Origin of the sequence: Prevotella sp. ICM33 (assembly GCF_000517825.1) — a bacterium.
Lineage (GTDB): Bacteria > Bacteroidota > Bacteroidia > Bacteroidales > Bacteroidaceae > Prevotella > Prevotella melaninogenica.
On record NZ_JACD01000103.1, the window covers coordinates 1 to 5939 of the forward strand.

Genomic DNA, 5939 nt, shown 5'->3' on the forward strand with positions numbered 1-5939 from the left:
AGTAAAATAAAAGGTGCTTAATAAGACTTCAAAAGGGCCTTAGTAAGGGGCTTAAAGGACACCTTTTGCAAGCCTATCGGGCGTCTTTTAGAAGCCAAAAGAGCATGTATTTAAAATCATGATATGAAAAATTATAACAAAATAATAAACTATTAGCCCAATTGGACCTATCAGTCTAATTAGCCTAATTAGGCTAATAGGAATAAGCTATTTGTAGATTACGGATTTGCCATAGTATCAATTTAGGAGAGAGTTACCATGCAAATATATAAGTCTTAACACCTGATTACACATTAATTTCAACCCTTTATCGATATATTAATCCCCAATCCGTTCCTAATATATATAGAGAAATCAAAAAAAATAGTGTACCTTTGCAACCTATAATTCATTGGTATAAACCTGATATGACATATTCAATATTTCAAATTAATAGCAAAAAAACTGTCTTTTCAGCACAGAATATCCTATTGAGAAGAAGTTTTCTCATTCTTTCCCTCCTACTTTCTGTAACAGCGAACTATGCTGACAATGTTGATTTCAACACTGCTTTACGCATAGCAAGAACCTATGTAAATGTCAGCAAGACAGCTGCTCAAAACATAAAAACACGTGCGGCAGCAACGGCAACACAACAACCTTACTACGTCTTCAACGATGATGCAGGCAAAGGTTTTGTAGTTATTGCAGGCGATGACAAGATGGGTAAGGTGTTAGCTTATAGCAAAGAGGCTTCGATTGATATGGCTAACCTCAATCCCGAAGCACGTTATCTCTTTGATTCCTATCGACAGGTATATGAGGAGTTGGGCAAGCATAAGACGCTTACCACACGTGCAGGAGCAGCAACAAAAACAGCTGATGCTGTGCAGCCTTTGCTAAAAAGCAAGTGGGGACAGGACTACCCCTACAGCAAGCTGACCCAATATGTAACGGGGTGTGTGGCTACTGCAGTTGCACAGGTGATGTATTACCATAAATGGCCAGCACAGGGAAAGGGACAAGAAAGCTATACGGTGAAGTTTGATAACACTGTTCGCTCAGCCGATTTTACAAAGTCACACTACGATTGGGATAACATGTTGCCTGATTATAACCGCAGAAACATTACTACAAAACAGGAAGATGCTGTGGCTTTGTTGATGAATGATGTGGGTATTGCAACCAATATGCAATACACGGATAGGGCAAGTGGCACACAGAGCTATATGGCTGAGCGTGCATTGCGCAATTACTTCGACTATGATGCCTCAATGGTAACCAGATCATATGAGGGTATTGACAACTTTATCGAGATTGTAAAGAAAGAGCTCCGCAATGGTTTCCCACTCTACATATCTGGTGATTCGAAGACTGGAGGTGGTCATGCGTGGGTTTGCGATGGCTTTGATGAGGAGGATAGGTTCCACATGAACTTTGGATGGAATGGTCAGGCAAATGGCTATTACTCACTTGCTACCTTGAGTGTAACGTCTACAGGTAGTGAGTTTAATGGTGCACAGCATAGCTTTAACAAACGCCTTCATGTCATTGCGATACATCCCAACAAACCTAATACACCTAAGATTGATGATGATATAGCGTATCAGTCGCCTAATATCAACTTCGATTACGGAAGTGATATGGCGTTTGTAGGAGATGCTCCAACAACCTTATCTGCTACTGCTAAGGTGATGTATTCAAGATTTATCAATCAAAGTCAAAGTGAACTTGTAGGCGATATCGGTTTGGGAATCTATGACCAAGAGGGCAAACTGGTAAAGGTAACACCTTATGGACAGGATGGAAGGAAGATATTTACTAAGGAACGATTTGTCTTTAACGAAGGGAAGTGGGTTTCTGGAGGTGTAATAGATGACAAGATAACCTTCACACTCGACTTCTCTACCCTTACAAACGGCACCTATTCACTCTATCCTATTGCTGCACAGATGCTGGAAGATGGAACATTAGGTGCTTGGGCGCGTATGAAGAAAGCCCCACGTATCGTAATGAAGGTGGAAAATGCTAAGATAACTTACTTAGAATTGCCAACGGAAAAGTCGACCTTCCAGCTCACAACCGAGCCTAAGTTAGACAACAAAATGATGTTAGGTGAGCCGAATGTTCTCCGTCTGAACATCCGAAAATTAGATGCTAATTTCTTCAACGGAAGCGTAAAAGTAGAACTCCTCAACAGTGAGAATAAGGTGGTATATACCACACAGACGGATGAGGTGGTTGACTTTGATGTCTTCACAACCAAGCGTGTTAGACTCCCATTCAACCTTCCTTACGACATTGCTTCGGGTACTTATCACTTGCGCACGACTATCACCAATGCCGACAACGTAAGCTGTCAGGTACGTGAAAGTGCTTCACAAGAACCTTATACACTGACGATTGAGGAAAAGAGTCAGACTGGTATCTTCTCAAAAGCGACTGTTTATGCGCAAGATAACGAGGAAGGAAGTGTCCCAATGGAGAACTTTGATGTATCAAAAAGTCCAACATTCAGAGTCGCATGTATTGCATCTCTTGCAAAGAACGTACAATACAAGGGTGGTCTGACGTTCTATCTTATCGACACTGTGACGGGTATGTCTATCCAAGTGACGAAGAATCCGATACAGGTAGACCTCGCACAGGCTGATAATATGGCAATAATAACCAGCGACTGGATTGATCCAAAGACCGAGAAACTCATCAATAACCGACGCTATCGAGTGGCATTGTTTGGTGTGGTAGACGGAAAGAATGTCGACTTATTACCAATTTCGACAACGTCACCTTACCTTTCCCTTATCAATGGACCCTATGACAAATATCCTGAGGGAGGAACAGATGGTGTGGAGGAATTGAGCATCAAACCTGCACTGCAGTTCGTTGACGGTCGCTTACACATACAGCAGCAGGGCTTGAAGCGTGTGGAGCTATATGGCATGAATGGTATGTTGGTAGCAAGTAGTGCTGCGAATGGCACCGACAACCTTAGCCTCTCCATTCCAAAGGGAACCTACGTGGTACGCATCATCACACAAAGTAGTCGTTACACAAGCGTTATCCGATAAACAACTATCCAATAACAAAGAGCGAGTACCTATCCCGGCACTCGCTCCTTTTCTATCTTTTAATAATCTATTCGTACTCCGCACATATGGTGCTTACCAACAGCACCACACGTGCTGACGCTGAGCACCAATGGTGCTGACTACTAATCAGTGTCTACAAGTAGACTATTTCAACACACCAAGTTCCTTACCAATCTTGATGAAAGCGTTGATACACTTGTCAAGTTGCTCACGATTATGACCAGCTGAGAGCTGAACACGAATACGAGCCTCGCCCTTTGGTACTACTGGATAATAGAAACCAGTTACATAGATACCCTCTTCAAGGAGCTTAGCTGCATATACCTGAGACAACTTAGCATCGTAAAGCATTACCGCACAGATAGCACTCTGGGTTGGTTTAATATCAAAACCAGCAGCCATCATCTTATCGCGGAAGTAGTTAACGTTCTCAACAAGCTTGTCATGAAGTTCATTACTCTCCTTCAACATCTTGAACACTTCAAGGCTGGCACCGATAATACAAGGTGCAAGTGAGTTAGAGAAGAGGTAAGGACGGCTGCGCTGACGAAGCATGTCAATGATTTCCTTGCGGCCAGTAGTAAATCCTCCGAGTGCACCACCAAATGCCTTACCGAGTGTACCAGTGTAGATATCCACACGATCATAGGTCTTGCAGAGTTCGCTTACACCATGACCAGTAGCACCAACGACACCGGCAGAGTGAGACTCATCAACCATCACGAGAGCGTTATACTTCTCAGCGAGGTCGCAAATCTTGTCAACTGGAGCAACGTTACCGTCCATAGAGAACACACCATCAGTAACGATGATACGGAAACGCTGTTCCTGTGACTCTTGTAGACAACGCTCAAGATCTGCCATGTCAGCATTTGCATAGCGATAACGCTTCGCTTTACAAAGGCGTACACCATCAATAATAGAGGCGTGGTTGAGTGCGTCAGAGATAATAGCATCCTGATCGGTGAGCAATGGCTCAAAGACTCCACCATTAGCGTCAAAGCAAGCAGCATAGAGAATCGTGTCTTCAGTCTTGAAGTAATCAGAGATGGCAGCTTCAAGTTCCTTGTGGCTGTCTTGTGTTCCACAGATAAAACGAACAGAGGACATACCGAATCCTCGCTTGTCCATCATCTTCTTAGCACCTTCTATCAAACGTGGATGATTAGAAAGACCAAGATAATTGTTAGCACAGAAGTTCAAAACTTCCTTACCTTTTACTTCGATTGCTGCACTTTGAGGACTCTCAATGATTCTTTCTTCTTTGTAAAGTCCTGCTTCTTTAATCTCAGCAAGTGCATTACTGAGATGTTCTTTCATCTTACCGTACATAACATTAGATTTTATTTATTAGTAGGCAAAGTAACTTATAAAAAACGAGAAAAAGGACGTTAAGGAGTTTTTTTTTACGTGATGACTTAATTTTTTAATAATTTTAATACCTAATAGTGCGTTATCAACAAAAAATATGCTTACTTTGCAACCAGTTATATTTAAGCTTAACAATATTTATGAAAAATGTATTGGTCATAGGCTCTACAGGTCAAATCGGCTCAGAGCTTACCCGAGAACTTAGAAAACGTTATGGAAACGACAGCATTGTTGCTGGTTACATTAAAGGAGCAGAACCTAAAGGTGAACTGAAAGAAAGCGGTCCATCAGCAGAGGCCGACGTTACTAACCCAGAGATGATTGCCGATGTTGTTAAGAAATACAACATTGACACCATCTACAACCTTGCAGCATTACTCTCTGTAGTTGCTGAAAAGAAGCCTCAACTGGCTTGGAAAATCGGTATTGACGGGCTGTGGAACATCTTGGAAGTAGCACGTGAGAACAACTGTGCGGTCTTTACTCCAAGTTCTATAGGTTCATTCGGTTTGAGTACACCTCACACACAGACGCCACAGGACACTGTTCAACGCCCTGGTACAATCTATGGTGTGTCAAAGGTTACCACAGAGTTGCTCAGCGACTACTACTTTAAGAAGTATGGTGTTGATACCCGTTCAGTACGTTTCCCAGGTTTGATTTCCTATGTAACTCCTCCGGGTGGTGGTACTACTGACTATGCAGTTGACATCTATTACGCTGCTGTTCGTGGTGAGAAGTTCGTGTGTCCTATCAAGAAGGGAACACTGATGGACATGATGTACATGCCAGATGGTTTGCACGCAGCTATCTCATTGATGGAAGCTGATCCAACTCGTTTGGTTCATCGCAATGGTTTCAACATTGCTTCAATGAGCTTCGACCCTGAAGAAATCTTCAATGCTATCAAGCGTTACAAGCCAGACTTTGAGATGGAATACGACGTAGACCCACTCAAGCAGGGTATTGCTGACAGTTGGCCAGACAGTCTTGACGACAGTTGCGCACGCGCTGAATGGGATTGGAAACCTCAGTATGACCTCGACGCTATGACTGTTGACATGCTGAAGAATCTTGAAGCTAAGTTGAAATAAGTCTACAACACAAGAGATAGATTAGCATAAGCTTGAATATAGTACGTATTAAACTACTCTATCAAGCTATAATCTAAATAGTATAAAGAAACAAAGAGGTGGTTACCAACATGGCAATCACCTCTTTTTATTTATTAAACATGTTCCCTCAAATACGCACTTATTCATCATCACCTAACAATCAACACCCAACACCCAAGCCAAACATATTCCCTCGGATGCGCACTTATTCATCATCACCTAACAATCAACACCCAACACCCAGACCAAACATGTTCCTTCAGATGCGCACTTTACATCATCACCGAACAATCAACACCCAACACCCAGATCAAACATGTTCCCTCGGATGCGCACTTTACATCATCACCGAACAATCAACACCCAACACCCAGACAAAACA

At 42.4% G+C, this 5939-nt stretch carries 3 protein-coding genes; 2 read left to right on the top strand and 1 reads right to left on the bottom strand.

Annotated features, from left to right (window positions below):
• The first annotated feature begins 407 nt into the window (after positions 1 to 407).
• Positions 408 to 3050 carry a thiol protease/hemagglutinin PrtT gene (locus HMPREF1505_RS11970; RefSeq protein ID WP_081722963.1) on the top strand — a complete coding sequence of 881 codons (2643 nt, stop codon included), beginning with the start codon at positions 408 to 410 and terminating at the stop codon, positions 3048 to 3050.
• Positions 3051 to 3215: 165 nt separating this feature from the next.
• Here HMPREF1505_RS11970 and kbl read toward each other — a convergent pair whose 3' ends face one another.
• Positions 3216 to 4403 (bottom strand): glycine C-acetyltransferase, encoded by a 1188-nt coding sequence (gene kbl / locus HMPREF1505_RS11975; RefSeq protein WP_013264183.1) that lies wholly within the window; start codon positions 4401 to 4403, stop codon positions 3216 to 3218.
• 179 nt (positions 4404 to 4582) lie between these two features.
• Here kbl and HMPREF1505_RS11980 point away from each other — a divergent pair, with 179 nt between their 5' ends.
• Complete coding sequence (locus HMPREF1505_RS11980; RefSeq protein WP_036925727.1) at positions 4583 to 5536, top strand: NAD-dependent epimerase/dehydratase family protein; 954 nt, start codon at positions 4583 to 4585, stop codon at positions 5534 to 5536.
• Positions 5537 to 5939: the final 403 nt, after the last annotated feature.